Origin of the sequence: Lysobacter sp. Root667 (assembly GCF_001427715.1) — a bacterium.
In the GTDB taxonomy this organism is placed as follows: domain Bacteria; phylum Pseudomonadota; class Gammaproteobacteria; order Xanthomonadales; family Xanthomonadaceae; genus Lysobacter.
The window spans coordinates 197,039-212,081 of record NZ_LMHF01000016.1; the positions used below are offsets into that span (position 1 = coordinate 197,039).

General features: G+C 68.0%; 13 protein-coding genes. All 13 read right to left on the reverse strand.

Annotated features, from left to right (window positions below):
- Positions 1-175: 175 nt before the first annotated feature.
- The 13 genes from ASD78_RS19550 to ASD78_RS19610 all read right to left on the reverse strand — a co-directional run bounded on the left by ASD78_RS19550 (position 176) and on the right by ASD78_RS19610 (position 14,856).
- Positions 176-1,201, reverse strand: a complete 1,026-nt coding sequence (locus ASD78_RS19550) for a zeta toxin family protein (RefSeq protein WP_055910223.1) — start codon at positions 1,199-1,201, stop codon at positions 176-178.
- Positions 1,188-1,385, reverse strand: a complete 198-nt coding sequence (locus tag ASD78_RS21025; RefSeq protein WP_055910221.1) for a hypothetical protein — start codon at positions 1,383-1,385, stop codon at positions 1,188-1,190. The genes ASD78_RS19550 and ASD78_RS21025 overlap by 14 nt, the downstream gene beginning before the upstream one ends.
- A 171-nt stretch (positions 1,386-1,556) precedes the next feature.
- On the reverse strand, positions 1,557-1,919 hold the full coding sequence (locus ASD78_RS19560) for a hypothetical protein (RefSeq protein ID WP_055910218.1): 363 nt from the start codon (positions 1,917-1,919) through the stop codon (positions 1,557-1,559).
- Entirely contained in the window at positions 1,916-2,491 is a 576-nt protein-coding gene (locus tag ASD78_RS19565) for a polymer-forming cytoskeletal protein (RefSeq protein ID WP_056104613.1), read from the reverse strand. Before ASD78_RS19565 ends, ASD78_RS19560 begins: the two co-directional genes overlap by 4 nt.
- A 301-nt stretch (positions 2,492-2,792) precedes the next feature.
- Positions 2,793-4,316 carry a J domain-containing protein gene (locus ASD78_RS19570; RefSeq protein WP_056104618.1) on the reverse strand — a complete coding sequence of 508 codons (1,524 nt, stop codon included), beginning with the start codon at positions 4,314-4,316 and terminating at the stop codon, positions 2,793-2,795.
- Positions 4,317-4,324: 8 nt separating this feature from the next.
- The gene (locus ASD78_RS19575) at positions 4,325-5,065 is read right to left on the reverse strand and encodes a DnaJ domain-containing protein (protein ID WP_056104620.1); all 741 of its coding nucleotides are present in this window, start codon (positions 5,063-5,065) and stop codon (positions 4,325-4,327) included.
- Positions 5,062-6,753, reverse strand: coding sequence for a molecular chaperone HscC (locus ASD78_RS19580; RefSeq protein ID WP_056104623.1), 1,692 nt, complete (start codon positions 6,751-6,753; stop codon positions 5,062-5,064). Before ASD78_RS19580 ends, ASD78_RS19575 begins: the two co-directional genes overlap by 4 nt.
- Before the next feature lie 345 nt (positions 6,754-7,098).
- Entirely contained in the window at positions 7,099-8,709 is a 1,611-nt protein-coding gene (locus ASD78_RS19585; RefSeq protein WP_056104626.1) for a carboxyl transferase domain-containing protein, read from the reverse strand.
- A gap of 176 nt (positions 8,710-8,885) precedes the next feature.
- Entirely contained in the window at positions 8,886-9,281 is a 396-nt protein-coding gene (locus ASD78_RS19590; protein WP_056104628.1) for a hypothetical protein, read from the reverse strand.
- Between the two features lie 182 nt (positions 9,282-9,463).
- Entirely contained in the window at positions 9,464-9,832 is a 369-nt protein-coding gene (locus ASD78_RS19595; protein WP_055910197.1) for a hypothetical protein, read from the reverse strand.
- Between the two features lie 122 nt (positions 9,833-9,954).
- On the reverse strand, positions 9,955-11,130 hold the full coding sequence (locus ASD78_RS19600) for a thiolase family protein (RefSeq protein ID WP_055910194.1): 1,176 nt from the start codon (positions 11,128-11,130) through the stop codon (positions 9,955-9,957).
- A 1,371-nt stretch (positions 11,131-12,501) separates the two neighbouring features.
- Positions 12,502-13,659: an isovaleryl-CoA dehydrogenase gene (locus ASD78_RS19605; protein WP_056104631.1), complete on the reverse strand. Its 1,158-nt coding sequence runs from the start codon at positions 13,657-13,659 to the stop codon at positions 12,502-12,504.
- A gap of 93 nt (positions 13,660-13,752) precedes the next feature.
- On the reverse strand, positions 13,753-14,856 hold the full coding sequence (locus ASD78_RS19610) for a Glu/Leu/Phe/Val dehydrogenase dimerization domain-containing protein (protein ID WP_055910189.1): 1,104 nt from the start codon (positions 14,854-14,856) through the stop codon (positions 13,753-13,755).
- Positions 14,857-15,043 lie beyond the last annotated feature (187 nt).

The following is a 15,043-nucleotide window of genomic DNA, read 5'->3' on the forward strand; positions in this document are numbered from 1 at the left end:
GTTCCGTAAAAACTGCGCCGAGAATTCGTTCTCCGCTGCGGAAGCGAATCTTCCTCTATCCGCCTTCGCGAAGGCGCAAGCGCGTCCGCGGGAGCGGCAACGCGGTTTTCTCGACGCGCAAAAAGAAGCCCCGCGACTGCGGGGCTTCTGATAGACGACCGTCGGCTGCGACGGCTCAGAGCTTGGAACGCGGCCCCTGCGAGGGCGGCTCCTGCCCCGGCGGCGGCATCTGTCCCTGCTGCTGTTGCTGCTGCTGGCCCTGCGCGAGCGCCGGCGCGACCACGTGCGAGGTCGCCGGATGCTTGCCGTCCGCGCCGAAGGCGTAGCCGATCTCGACCTGGGTGCCGCGGTGCTCCGGGCGGGACAGGTTGGCGTAGTCGCCGGTCGGCGCCACGCTGCGGTCGTGCACGACCAGCTTGGCCTGTCCGCTCTCGTGGCCGGGCACGAACTGCATGACGTGGCTGTCGGTGGTCTTGGCGACCAGGCCCTTGTAGGTCAGGCCGCGGCCGATGTCGGCATCGACCATCATCGACGACGAACCGGGTTTGACCTGTTCGGCCATGGCGACGAGTTCGGCGCGCGACTTCTCGCGTTGCTCCAGCGGCTTCTGCAGGCGCTCCACCACCCAGGCCGGCGTCTGTTCGCCGAGCGGATAGCTCATGTGGCCGTCGGGATGCTTCTCCGCCACCAGCATGGGCTTCTTGCCGGTGTTGTCGTAGATATGCGCGGTGTCGGCCTTCTCGACCGCCGCCGGCAGCAGGCCCATAGCGCGCTCGTAGCGTTCGACGATCTTGGCGCCGTCGACCGAATGCCCGCCCAGCGCGGCGCGGTTCTCGACGCGCACCTTGTTGATCTGCGCGCTCTCGGTGGTCACGAACACCAGGTCGACGCCGAAGCCTTTGGTGTGCGCCTCGTCGAACAAGGCCAGTTTGCCGGGCGTCGACATCACCGTCTCGAAAGCGAACGGCTTGTCGCCGTTGACCGCGGCCTTGCGCTGGTCCTCGGCCATGTTGGCCGCGTGCAGGTTGCGCAGGTTCTCGTCCGGGTAACGCTCCTTCAGCGTGACCGCGATGTCGTCGGCGTTGATGTAGTTCTTGGGGAAGTGCTCGCTCTCGCGGAGCTCACGGGTGATGGTGCTCTTGCCGGATCCGTTCGGGCCGGCCAGGACCACCATCGTCGGCGCGTCGTCATTGGGCGGCATGGGAAGCCCCCCCATCGATCGGTTCGATCCGACCGTCCGGGTATCGCTTGACCCACACACCATCGATCTTCACGGCCTCGGGCAGGCCGTTCGCCTGTGCTTCGGCGACCGCGTCGGTCACCGCCTTCTCTATCATCTGGTCGGCGCGTTCGCGCCCGATCTTGTCGATCAGCGACTTGGTCATGGCTACGTCTCCTTGTAGGGACTATTCCTTGTAGGGACTATTCGTTCTCACGCGATCCGGCGCTGCGCGAAGGTCTGCGCGGGGGCGGTTAAGGCGTGGCATCCGTATGCTAGCGCGGCATGGCCGGCGCAACAAACGCCGGCCATGCCGAAGCGTGATCGGGATAGCGGATCAGCGCTTGCGCTTGACCGCTTTGTAGCCGGTCGCGGCCACCGCCTCGACGGCCAAGGTGAAGGTGCGCTGCTCCCCCGGAAACAAGGCGCCTACGCCGACCACCTGGCGGGTGATCTCGTTGCCGTCCTCGTCGCGGATCGCCAGCAGCATGGTGTACTCCCACGCGCCCTCGGCGGGCGCGTGGATCGTGCCTTCGACATGCAGCGGCGAAAACTTCGCCGCCGCCTGTTGCAGCGCGTCCGGGTCGAACTTGAGGTGGTGCTTGCAGGCGGGGCAGACGCTGGCGCTGTCGAGGATCGTGGTCTTGCAATGCGGACAGGTGCGCGTCGAACCGGGCAAGCCCTGGCGCACGGCGCTCATGCGCTGGCGCCGTTCTCCGACTTGCCGTTGCCTACCTTGTCGCCGCCTTTGCCGTCCTTGTCCTCGAAGCCGAACTCGACTTGGCCGCGCATGCGCGAACCCGGGGCGACGGTGACCACGCCGGCCTTGACGTCGCCGAGCATGGCGCCGCCTTCGAGCAGTTCGACGCGCTGCGCCGCATCGATGTTGCCTTCGAGCTCGCCCGCGATCACGACCTTGCGTGCTTTCACGCCGCCGTTCAACTTGGCGCCGACTTCAATGGTGAGATCGCCGTCGACCTGCACATCGCCCTTGAAGCGGCCGGCGATGCGGATATGGCCGGAGCCCTGGATCTTGCCTTCGATCGACAGATCCGAAGCGATCAGCGATTCCTTGCCGCCTTCGCGCTCGACCGGCCTGGCCGCGTACGACGGTGCCGGCGCGGTGCTGGCGAACGGCGCGGGTGCGGGCGCCGCGGCCTGACCGAAGCTGATTTCGTTGGCCGTGTCGGGTTCGCGCTTGAGTGCGGTCTCGGGTTGCGGCGGCGGTACCGTCTCGCGCTTGGGCGAGTTGGGCTGATTGAAAATGGCCATAGCGCGGCTTCCTCTGTTCGGGGGAACGTTCGGGTGAAGAACGGGTGACAGCGTGCGTGAGCTTTGGAGGCTAACACGCTGATACCACGCGATCGGTGTGATGCGGCTCACCAATTCGTGCAGCGAAAATCTGCATCGCCGATTCAGTTTCGGTGCGGTCTGCGCGTCGCCAACAACAACGCGGATTTGCGCGGTTTGTTACCGTGCAGTTGCATCCTGCGCGAGCGCAGAATGGTTCAGATATTTTTCAGGACGATGAACAGGGCTAGGGCCGTCTCGATCCTGTGTCGAGTTCGCGCATTCAGTCGCGCAGCAGCGGAATCCAGGCCGGAAACGTCGTCGACGCCAGCACGTGCGCGGCGACCAGCCACCAGAATCCGCCCAGCCGGCGGCGCGCTTCGTACAGGCTGATGCGCTTGCGCCATGCGTGGAACACGTCGTGCAGGATCGGTACCGCGCCGGCGTAGAGCCCGGTGGCGATCAGGACCGGTGTGCTCGCCGATTCGCCGTTCTGCAAGGCCAGCCCGTTCACGAATACCGCGATCGCGCCGGTGGCCATCGCAAGGACCGCAGGCAGCCCTTGCTTCAGCATGGGACGCGGCGCGGTCCAGGCCAGCCCGACCACGACGAACAGCGCGATCGCGGCGACCGGCCACCAAGGGCTCGCCGCGAGACCGCAGGCAATCAGTACCGCGCTGTGCAGCAGCGCCGGATCCCAGCCGTGTTTGCGTTCGAAATAGCGCGCGATCCGCGGTATGGCGGTGCTCGACAGCGTCCAGCCCAGCACAGCGACGGCCAGCAACAGGCTGTGATAGCCCAACTTTTGGAACGGCGCGGCGCTCATGGTCAGCGCGGCGAGGAAGGCCATCGTCGCTGCGTAGTACAGCGGTATGCGCAGCGGCGCGATCAGCAGCCGGCGCCAGTCGAAACCGTTGCGGTCGGTGGCGCGCTGCCAGAATGCGACGCTTTCGGGATCCAGCCGCGCTTGGATGGCGTTGGGATAATCGCCTTCCAGCGCCAGCCGCAGCTCGTTCAAGCGCGAAGGCAGCAGCGGGATCAGCAGCACGAACAGCCGCCGCAACCAGTGTCGCGGCCCCAGCAGCTCGCGCATCAGCAGGAAATCGATCGGCTTGGTCCGCGGCGAGCGCAACTCCGCGATCTCGCGCTCCAGCTCCACCACCTCGTCGACCTTGGCCAGGATTTGCTGCAGGTCGTACTGCAGCGAATCGCCGTCCGCCGACACGCCGTCGAGGTCGAAGAACCGCATCGCCACGCGCAGTTGCGGCGGCGGGGGCGGCGGCATGGATTCGATCAGCGCGCGCGCGACGGGCGTACGCAAGGCCTGCTTGAGCTGCAGCGAGTACAGCGGTACCAGGCCGCGCAGCCAGCGTTCCAGCGTCTGCGGCGTGTCGCGCTGGGCGTGATCGAGCAGGTCGTCGATGAAGGCGCCGATATCGAAGTTCCAGTACGCGGACTCGGGCGTTTCGTCGCCGGCGGCGAAAGCGGCGTCGGTGGCGACGGCAACGGCGATGGCATCCGCGCTCGCCTCGGCGACGGCGTCGCTGCGCGCGCTGGCGAGCACGGCGAGTTCGCCTGCGCCGGCATCGGCCGCTTCGTCGTCTCCTTCGTGGTCGTCCTCGTCGTGCCGCCAGGCCTGAGGGTTCGCCGCCAGCGCCAGGCAACGCTGGTAGATCTCGTTGAGGCGCTGGAATCCGGCCGGGTCGTCGTCGGGCCGGGTCGTGCGCAGGCGCTGCGCATAGGCGCGCTTGATCGCGCGCTCGTCGGCGTCGCGCGGCAGGCCGAGCAGGGCGAAGGGATCGTGCATCGCGCGTGTCAGGTCGTGTGCATGCAGCGAGCGACCGCGATCGCGGTCATCACCAGCACCCAGATCATGCCCGGCGGCAAGCCTTCGCGACGGTGCGGCTCGCCGTCGCGCCGGCCGAACAGCAGGCGTATGGCGGCACTGTCCTCCGGCGTGACCAGGGCGCGCCGCTGCAGGGCCTCGATCTTGGGTTCCAGCCAGGCGCGCGTTTCGCCGACCTCGTCCAGGCCGAAGAAATGCAGCAAGGCGGCGAGGTGGCGCGGTGGCAGGTTGGGTTCGTCCTGCAGTTGCGCGATCACGCTGGGCGCATACATTTCGCGTGCGCCGATCGCGTAGAAGGCAGGGTGCGACTGCAGCCAGTCATGGATGTCCTGGGCGCTGCCCAGGCTGGAGACTTCGAACAGCTCGGCGACGAACTGCTTCGGATCCGGGAACGCCGAGCGTTCGTCTTGTTCGGCGTACGGATCGTGCTCATCGACATCGGCATCAGCCGCGATGGCGGCGGGCGAGGGCGCCGGGTCCGCGGCTTCGCTCGTATCCGCCTCGTGGTTCTCGTCGCTGTCGTCGTCCTGAGCGTCGTAGTGGCGCCGCCAGGCCAGCCAGTCCAGGCAGGCCCGGTAGGCTTCGTTTACGCGCTGAAACCGCTCGGGATCCTGATCGGGGCGCGCCTGGCGCAGCGCGGCGGCGTAGGCGCGCTTGACCTCGCGCTCGTCGGCGTCCTGCTCCAGTCCGAGCTCCGCAAACGGATTCATGCGTGGCCCTGGCCCTCGATCTGGTCCAGGAACTGGCTGAACTCGCCGCGATGCTCGGAGATCACCCGCACGTCCTGGCCGTCGAGCACGCTGCGGAACTGCAGCAAGGCCGATTGCAGCTGGTCGCGCGCCCACAGCAGTTCTTCGTACAGGCGTTCGCCGCGCGCGATCAGGGCGATGTTTTCCTGCTGGTCGCGCGGATGCACCTTGAGCGCGGCCAGCACCGCCAGGCGCGCGCGGATCTCGTCGGCGCCGAGCACGCCGGGGTTCTTTTCCAGCACCACCTCGCGGGTCAGGCCGGTCGACAGCGCCGTGGCCTCGACCTGGAGCAGGCCGTTGATGTCGTAGGTGAAGCGGATATCGACCGGGTTCTCGTTGCGGCGCATGGGCGGCAGGTCGACCGAGACGCTGCCCAGACGGACGTTGTTCTCCACCCGTGGGCTCTCGCCCTGGTAGATCTCGAACTCGACCTGGCGCTGGCCGTCGCGCAGCGGGTAGTAGCGCTCGACCCGGCTCACCGGCACGGTGCTGTTGCGGTGGATGATCGGCGAGAAGATGCCGCTGGCGTGCTGGCCGTTGCCGGTCTCCTCGGCGGTGTTGACGCCCAGGGTGTGCGGGCAGACGTCGGTGAGGATGATCTCCTCCAGCGATTCGTCGCGCGCCTTCATGCCGGCGGCGACGCAGGCGCCCAGCCCGATCGCTTCGTCCGGGTTGACGTGGCGCAGCGGCAAGCGTCCGAACATGCGCGAGACCAGGCGCGCGGCCAGCGGCATGCGCGAGGCGCCGCCGACCAGCACGATCTCGTCGAGCTGGTCCGGGCGCAGCTTGGCGTCGCGCATGGCGCGTTCCAGCGGCGCGCGCAAGCGCTGCACCAGCGGGTCGCACAGCTGCGCGAACGTGTGCTCGTCCATGCGCCAGCGCCGCGGCTGGCCTTGCAGGACGATCTCGACCTCGGCTTCGTGGCCGTGCGCGAGCTCGCGCTTGCCCAGTTCCAGGCGCCGTTCCAGCTGCGCCAGTTCGGCCAGCGACAGCCGCTCCAGGCCGAGGTCGTTGTCGCGCAGGAAGGCGTCGCGCATGCAGCGCGAGAAGTCTTCGCCGCCGAGGAAGTTGTCGCCGGCGCTGGCGTGGACTTCCATGATCCCGTCGTACATTTCCAGGATCGAGACATCGAAGGTGCCGCCGCCGAGGTCGAACACCAGGTAGCGGCCCTCGCTGCGCTGCTGCAGACCGTAAGCCAGGGCAGCCGCGGTGGGTTCGTTGATCAGGCGCTCGACCCGGATCCCGGCCAGCTCGCCGGCGATGCGCGTGGCCTTGCGCTGGCTGTCGGAAAAATAGGCCGGCACGCTGATCACCGCCTCTTCGACCTTGCCGCCCAACTGGGCCTCGGCGTCGGCGAGCAGCGACTTGAGGATCAGCGCCGACAGCTCCTCGGGCCGGAACGCGTGCTTGCCCAGGCTGGTGCGGCGGTCGGTGCCCATCCAGCGCTTGAACGCGCCGACGCTGCGCTGCGGGTGCGAGACCATGCGCTCCTGGGCGGCGCGGCCGACGATGATCGCGCCGGCGTCGTCGACGCTGACCACCGAGGGCGTCAGCAGCTCGCCCAGCGCGTTCGGGATCAGGCGGGGGCCGTCCGGGCCGTAACTGCCGATCAGGGAATGGGTGGTGCCGAGGTCGATGCCGACGATCATGGGTGCGAGGTATGAGGCTGCGTGGTCGGGGTCATGCAGGTCGTGAGCGTCGCGTCCGCCGATCGGTGGCGGTCTGGGCGTCGCGCGTCCTGCGCGTAGATCGAGAAGATACCGTGCCGCGGGCTCGCCCGGCATGTTGCGCGGGCGCGGCCATGGGCGTCGCCGGCTGTAACAGCAGCCGATCCCAAGCCGTAGGCGGGTGATCCAGCCCTGGCTCGCCGGCTGGCTGGGGGCGGGCGGCGAGTGTGGCCCGACCGTGGGCGGGGGAACCAGAGCCTGAGATCGGGCGCGGGGTGGGGCCACCGCGGCAAAGCGGCGCTTGACTCCGTTCCCGGGCCCCACGGACTACATCCGGAACACGCCGAAGCGGGTGCGGTCCTCGATCGGCGCATTGAGGCTGGCCGACAGGCCCAGGCCGAGCACGCGGCGGGTGTCGGCCGGGTCGATGATGCCGTCGTCCCACAGTCGCGCGCTGGCGTAGTAGGGATTGCCCTGCGATTCGTACTGCTCGCGGATCGGCGCCTTGAAGCTCTCTTCCTCTTCCGGCGTCCACACCTTGCCGGCGGCCTCGATGCCGTCGCGGCGCACAGTGGCCAGCACCGAAGCGGCCTGTTCGCCGCCCATCACGCTGATGCGCGCGTTCGGCCACATCCACAGGAAGCGCGCGCCGTAAGCGCGGCCGCACATGGCGTAATTGCCCGCGCCGAAGCTGCCGCCGATCACCACGGTGAACTTGGGCACGTGCGAGCAGGCCACGGCGGTGACCATCTTGGCCCCGTCCTTGGCGATGCCGGCGTTCTCGTACTTCTTGCCGACCATGAAGCCGGTGATGTTCTGTAGGAACACCAGCGGGATGCCGCGCTGGTTGCACAGCTCGATGAAGTGCGCGCCCTTGAGCGCGCTCTCGGCGAACAGGATGCCGTTGTTGGCGACGATGCCGACGGGGTAGCCGTGTACGTGGGCGAAGCCGGTCACCAGGGTCTTGGCGTAGCGCGCCTTGAACTCCTGCAGGTCGCTGCCGTCGACGATACGCGCGATCACCTCGCGGATGTCGAACGGGCGGCGGGTGTCCTTGGGCACGATGCCGTACAGCTCATCGGCCGGGTACAGCGGCTCGCGCGCGGGCTGCACGGCGACCGGCAGGACCTTGCGGCGGTTGAGGTTGCCGACGATCTCGCGCGCGATCTGCAGCGCGTGGCGGTCGTCTTCGGCGAAATGGTCGGCCACGCCGGACACGGTGGTGTGGACTTCGGCGCCGCCCAGGGCTTCGGCGTCCACGACTTCGCCGGTCGCGGCCTTCACCAGCGGCGGGCCGCCGAGGAAGATCGTGCCTTGTTCTTTCACGATGATCGATTCGTCGCACATCGCCGGCACGTAGGCGCCGCCGGCGGTGCAACTGCCCATGACCACGGCGATCTGCGGAATGTTTTCCGCGCTCAGCCGGGCCTGGTTGTAGAAGATGCGGCCGAAGTGCTCGCGGTCGGGGAAGACCTCGTCCTGCAGCGGCAGGAAGGCGCCGCCGGAGTCGACCAGGTAGATGCAGGGCAGGCGGTTCTCGCGCGCGACTTCCTGCGCGCGCAGGTGCTTCTTCACCGTCATCGGGAAGTAGGTGCCGCCCTTGACCGTGGCGTCGTTGGCGACGATCACCACTTCCTGGCCCTGGACCCGGCCGATGCCGGCGACCATGCCCGCGGCCGGTGCGGCGCCGTCGTACATGCCTTCGGCGGCGAGCGGGGCGATCTCCAGGAACGGCGAGCCCGGGTCCAGCAGCGCGGCGATGCGGTCGCGCGCCAGCAGCTTGCCGCGCTCGGTGTGCTTGTCGCGGGCCTTGTCGCCGCCGCCGTGGGCGGCGCGGGCGAGACGGGCGTCGAGCTCCTCGACCAAGGCCTGGTGATAGGCGGCGTTGTCGCGGAAATCCTGCGAGCGCGGGTCGAGTTGGGAGGTGATCGCGGGCATCGATGCGGGTTGTTCGAAAGACGCGGCATCAAACCACAAAGCGTCGGCGCGGGCCAATCACGCTTTCGCACACTCGCCGGCGGGCGCGGGGCGTAGGCCCATGCGCGGTGGATGCAGGGCGCAAAAAGAAAGGCCCGCTTGCGCGGGCCTCTCCGTGTTTCCAGGTACGAAGCGAATTACTTCTTCGCTTCTTCCTTCTTGGCTTCGGTCGCAGCAGCGTCGGCCTTGTCGGCGACCTTCTGAGCGGCGTCGGCGGTCGCCTGGGCGGCGTCGGCGGTCGCGGCAGCGGCGCCGGCAGCGGCGTCGTTGGCAGCGGCGGCGGTCGCGTCGGCGGCCTTCGAGGCAGCGGCGCCGGCTTCGGCAGCGGCTTCGCCGGTGGCGGCAGCGGCGGCGTCGGCGCCTTCGGCGACGGCGGTGCCGGCGGCGTCAGCGGCCTGGGCGGCGGCGTCGCCAGCCTGCTCGGCGGCGGTCGCGGCCTGAGCGGCCTCGTCCTTCGCGGTGTCGGTGTTGTTGGTGCAAGCCGACAGAGCCAGGACGGCGGCGGCGAGGAGGACGGGGAGCTTGGTGTTCATGGTTGTCTCCGGAGGAGTTGTCTGAAGAGTTATCTGGTTGGAGCGGACGTACATCAGGCAACGCCAGTGCGCGCAGCGACCCGGGCGATGCCGGTTCTATCGTTCACTGACCACTACATCAACTACGGAAAAGCCGCCGGTAAACCGGCGGCTCTTCCAGTCTTGCATACCCGTAAAGGGTATTACTTCTTCGGCTCTTCCTTGGCAGCATCGGTCGCCTGGGTGGCGGCCGAAGCGGCGTCGGCGGCAGCGTCAGCAGCCTTGCCAGCAGCGTCGGCAGCGGCGTCGGCAGCGGCCGGGGTAGCGGCAGCGGCAGCGGCGTCGGCCGAGGTGGCAGCGGCGTCAGCAGCGGTAGCGGCCGTGTCGGCAGCAGCCTGAGCAGCGTCGGTAGCAGCGGCGTCGCCGGTAGCAGCGGCGGCGTCAGCGGTGGCCTGGGCTTCGGTCGAAGCAGCGGCGGCATCAGCCGCAGCGTCGTCAGCCTGCTTCTGGTTCGAGCAAGCGGCCAGGGCCAGGCCCAGAGCCAGGGCGAGCAGCGCCTTGTTGAAAGTCATGATTCGGTTTCCTCGTCGATTAGTTAGGCAACGCGCAGTTGCGCGCCGATAACATGATGACAAGCCAGTGACGCGTGTCAAGCGGCTGGCCGGTTTTTTTTGCACAACGCGTTTTTAACCTTTCACAGGATCTCGACCGCGATCGCGGTGGCTTCGCCGCCGCCGATGCACAGCGAGGCGACCCCGCGCTTGCCGCCACGGGCGCGCAGGGCGTTCAGCAGGGTGACCACCAGACGCGCCCCGCTGGCGCCGATCGGGTGGCCCAGGGCGACCGCGCCGCCGTTGACGTTGAGCTTCTCGTGGGGGATGCCCAGGTCCTTCATCGGCGCCATGGCGACCACCGAAAACGCCTCGTTGATCTCAAAAAGATCGACGTCGGCGACCGTCCAGCCGGCCTTCTCGAGCACGTTTGAAATCGCTTTCACCGGTGCGGTGGTGAACCACTCCGGGGCCTGGGCGTGGCCGGCATGGGCGACGATCCGGGCCAGCGGCTTGAGCCCGCGGGCGGCGGCGTCGTCGGCCGACATCAGTACCGCGGCGGCGGCGCCGTCGGAAATCTTCGAGGACGCGGCGGCGGTGAGCACGCCGTCCTTACCGAACGCCGGGCGCAGGCCCGGGATCTTGCTGACGTCGATCTTGCCGGGCTCTTCGTCGCTGTCCACCACGACATCGCCCTTACGGCCCTTGACCGTGACCGCGACGATCTCGTCCTTGAACGCACCGTTGGCGATCGCGGCCTGGGCGCGCTTGACGCTCTCCTCGGAGTAGGCATCGATCGCGGCGCGGTCGTAGCCGTACTGGGCGCAGGTGGCGTCGCCGAACACGCCCATGGCCTTGCCGTCGTAGGGATTGGTCAGGCCGTCCCAGGCCATGTGGTCGAGCATCTCGGCGCTGCCGTAGCGGATGCCGGTGCGCGAATTGTTGAGCAGGTGCGGGGCATTGGTCATCGACTCCATGCCGCCGGCGACCACGACCTTGGCCGAGCCGGCCTTGATCAGGTCGTGGCCCAGCATGATCGCCTTCATGCCCGAGCCGCACACCTTGTTGATGGTGGTGCAGCCGGCCGAGGTCGGCAGGCCCGCGCCCAGCGCGGCCTGGCGCGCCGGCGCCTGGCCGAGGCCGGCGGGCAGCACGCAGCCCATGATGACTTCGTCGACCTGGTCGGCCTGGAGGCCGGCATGATCGAGCGCGGCGGCGATCGCGGCCGTGCCCAGGGTCGGGGTGGGGACGCCGGTGAATTGGCCGAGGAAGGAACCGATGGCGGTGCGCTTGGCACCGACGATGACGACATCGCTCATGGGCGGACTCCGAATAGTGCGGCCGGCGCCAGGGCCGGAACCGTTCGATTATGCGACCCGATGCTGCACTGCCGCAAATGCCGGTCGGGGCGGTTCTGCAGCGGTGGCGTGCGGCCCTGTCGGACCCATGCGAGAGGCGGCGCGGCCGCTGCCGCCGCGACCCGAAAGCGCGAACGGCGTCGCTTTCCCCCTTGCGACGGGAGAACGAAATCTTCACCTGAACGGCTCATCTTGGTGTACCGCGCCGCAATGACCCGTCGCTAAAAAAAGTGCCGTCATAGACGCGTCGGAGGGCGCAGCGAGAGGCGTCGACGCGTGCTGCGAGAGGCGTAGGAGGGCGCAGCAAGAGGTGCCGGAGGGTCTGCGAGAGGCGTCGAAGGATGCGCCGGCGCCCCCTGTAGGAGCGGCGTAAGCCGCGACCGTATAGCCGCGGATCGCCGCACAGCCAGCTCCGATCAATCCAGCCCAGCCTCCTGTGGGAGCGGCGTAAGCCGCGATGAAGCCACGAACGGCCGCGCCGCTCGCACGCAGCCAACGACCGAACCGGCGTCGAACGACGCTGCGAATCGCATCCTCGGCCCGGCGCAGGAACGCAAAAGCCGGCGAGTTCGCCGGCTTTTGGGTGACGCGATCGCGGCTCACGCCGCTCCCACAGGAAGCTAAAGACAGAGCGGGGCAGCATCGCGGCTTTGCTTTGGGGTAGGAGCGGCGTAAGCCGCGACCGTGTAGCCGCGGATCGCCGCGCGGCCAGCTCCGATCAATCCAGCACAGCCTTCTGTGGGAGCGGCGTAAGCCGCGATGAGGCCACGAACGACCGCGCCGCTCGCACGCAGCCAACGGTCGAACCGGCGACGAACGATGTCGCGAATCGCACTCGCCCGACGCAGAAACGCAAAAGCCGGCGAGTTCGCCGGCTTTTGGGTGACGCGATCGCGGCTCACGCCGCTCCCACAGGAAGCAGCTAAAGACGGAGCGGGGCAGCATCGCGGCTTTGCTTTGGGGTAGGAGCGGCGTAAGCCGCGACCGTGTAGCCGCGGATCACCGCGCGGCCAGCTCCAATCAATCCAGCCCAGGCTCCTGTGGGAGCGGCGTAAGCCGCGATGAGGCCACGAGCGGCCGCGCCGCTCGCACGCGGCCAACGGTCGAACCGGCGAGAACGATGTCCGAATCGCATCCAGCGCCCGATGCAGGAACGCAAAAGCCGGCGAGTTCGCCGGCTTTTGCGGTGACGCGATCGCGGCTCACGCCGCTCCCACACAGAGCTAAGCCGCTCCCACACAGAGCAGTGGTGCTCTAGCGCAGGCGCCGCACCAATGCGCAGGCAGCAGCGGCTTGCGCCGCTCTACGGCCGAGAACCCACTGTCTGCCGGCTCAGCTATTGCCCTCGAACAACTCCCGTCCGATCAGCATGCGCCGGATTTCGTTGGTGCCGGCGCCGATCGCGTAGAGCTTGGCGTCGCGCAGGATGCGTCCGGTCGGGTACTCGTTGATGTAGCCGTTGCCGCCCAGCGACTGGATCGCTTCCAGCGCCACCTGCACCGCGCTGTCGGACGCGTGCAGCAGGCAGGACGCGGCGTCGACGCGGCTCTTGTGGCCGGCGTCGTAGTCGCGCGCGACCTGATAGGCGAAGGCGCGGCTAGACTGCAGCGCGGTGTACATGTCGGCGATCTTGCCCTGCATCAGGCCGAAGGTGCCGATCGCGACGTCGAACTGCTTGCGCTCGCGCACGTAGGACAGGGCGCTGTCCAGCGCGGCCTGCATCAGGCCCAGCGGACCGCCGCTGAGCACCAGGCGCTCGGTGTTCAAACCGCTCATCAGCACCTTGACGCCCTGGTTGACCTCGCCGAGTACGTTCTCGGCCGGGATCCGGCAGTCCTCGAACACCAGCTCGCAGGTGTTGGAGCCGCGCATGCCCAGCTTGTCCAGCTTCTGCGCGGTGCTGAAGCCCGGCATGCCCTTCTCTACGATGAAGGCGGTCATGCAGCGGCTGCCGGATTCCTTGCCGGCGGTGCGCATGTAGACGATCAGCACGTCGGCCTCGGGGCCGTTGGTGATCCACATCTTGTTGCCGTTGGCGACCCAGACCCCGTCCTTGAGTTCGGCCCGGCAGCTCATCGACCCGACCACGTCGGAGCCGGCGCCGGGTTCGCTCATCGCCAGCGCGCCCTTCCACTCGCCGCTGCACAGCTTGGGCAGGTACTTCTGGCGCTGGGCGTCGTTGGCGTTGGCGTACAGGTTGGACACGCACAAGTTGGAGTGGGCGCCGTAGGACAGGCCGACCGAACCGGAGGCGCGCGAAATCTCTTCCATCGCCACCAGGTGGGCCAGGTAACCCATCTCGCTGCCGCCGTACTCGCCCGGCACGGTCATGCCGAGCAGGCCCAGCTCGCCCAGCTTGGGCCACAGGTCCTGCGGGAACGCGTTGTCGTGGTCGATCTGCGCGGCGCGCGGTGCGATTTCGGCTTCGGCGAAGCGGCGCACGGCTTCGCGCAGCGCATCGATCTCTTCACCCAGGGGGAACGGACGCATCGGAACTCCTGTCGATCTGATCTGGTTACACAAAAATGGTGAGTGACGCCCAAACAGCGACGGGGCCTTGCGGCCCCGTCGTCGTCGAATCGCTTAGTGGCCGCCGCGGATTCGACCCCGGAAGCTCGGGGCCGTGCGGCCCATCGGCAACTTGAGCTTGCCGATCGCGTCGATGCGCTCTTCGGCGAGGCGGTCGGCGGCCTTGTAGGTCGGGATCGCGTCGCGCTCGGCGATTTCGAAGATGCGGCCGAGGTTGTGGTAGATCGTGCGCATCATGCGCATGGCGCGCTCGCGGTTGTAGCCGTCGAGTTCCAGCGCCACGTTCATCACGCCGCCGGCGTTCACCGCGTAGTCGGGCGCGTACAGGATGCCGCGCTTGGACACCTCGTCGCCGATCGCGTTGTTGGCCAGCTGGTTGTTGGCCGCGCCGCAGATGATCTTGGCCTTCAGGCGCGGCAGGGTCTGCTCGTTGATCGTGCCGCCCAGGGCGCAGGGCGAATAGACGTCGGCGTTGACGTCGTAGATCTCGTCCAGGCTCACCGCCTCGGCGCCGTACTCGCTCACGGCCTTGTCGACCAGGCCCTTGTTGATGTCGGTGACGAAGATCTTGGCGCCGCGTTCCTTCAGCAGCTTCACGAACTCCATGCCGACGTGGCCCAGGCCCTGCACGGCGTAGCTGTACTTGCCGACTTCCTCGTCGCCGAAGCGCTTGTTCAGCGCCGCCATCAGGCCCTGCAGGGTGCCGTAGGCGGTGAACGGCGACGGGTCGCCCGAACCGCCGTGGACCTGGTGCACGCCGGTGACGTACTCGGTCTCGCGGTAGACGTATTCCATATCGTTGACGTCGATGCCGACGTCCTCGGCGGTGATGTAGCGGCCGCCCAGCGAATCGACGAACTTGCCGAAGGCGCGGAACAGCGCTTCGGACTTGTCCGCGGCCGGGTCGCCGATGATCACGGCCTTGCCGCCGCCGATGTTCAGGCCCGCGACCGCGTTCTTGTAGGTCATGCCGCGGCTCAGACGCAGCACGTCGTTGAGCGCGTCCTGCTCGGTCTTGTACGGCCACATGCGCAGGCCGCCCAGGGCCGGGCCGAGCACCGTGTTATGGATCGCGATGATGGCCTTCAGGCCGGCGTCCTTGTTATGGCAGAACACGACCTGCTCATGGCCGAAGGTGTCGAGGGTTTCGAAAATCATCGGGTGCTCCGAAACGGCGTGGATCGCGCATTGCGCTTAACGCCAGAAAGGTCTGGTAAGTCGGTGAAATTAAAGGATTTCGCTTGCGCGGAGCCTTCACTGCGGACGCCGCAGGGGCGACAGTCTAAAGCAATCGGGGGATACGGCTATGTATGGGTTCGGGCGGCTGGCGGCGAGGGCGAATATG